Genomic DNA, 255 nt, shown 5'->3' on the forward strand with positions numbered 1-255 from the left:
TTCTCCCGAGTTCTCTCAAGCGCCTTAGAATACTCATCTCGCCCACCTGTGTCGGTTTGCGGTACGGTCTCGTATGACTGAAGCTTAGAGGCTTTTCTTGGAACCACTTCCGATTGCTTCGTGAACATGTTCACTCGTCTCAACCCCTTGAATTCCGCACCCGGATTTGCCTAAGTGCCTTCTACAAGTCAAGAACAGGCTCTTCCAACCGCCTGACAACCTTCTGTGATCCGTCCCCCCATCGCATCATACGAC

At 51.8% G+C, this 255-nt stretch carries 1 rRNA gene; it reads right to left on the reverse strand.

The features are described 5' to 3' along the window. A 23S ribosomal RNA gene (locus ACO0K2_RS19750) occupies nucleotides 1-255 on the reverse strand; the annotation flags it as partial.

Origin of the sequence: Undibacterium sp. MH2W (genome assembly GCF_049340215.1) — a bacterium.
Lineage (GTDB): Bacteria > Pseudomonadota > Gammaproteobacteria > Burkholderiales > Burkholderiaceae_D > Undibacterium.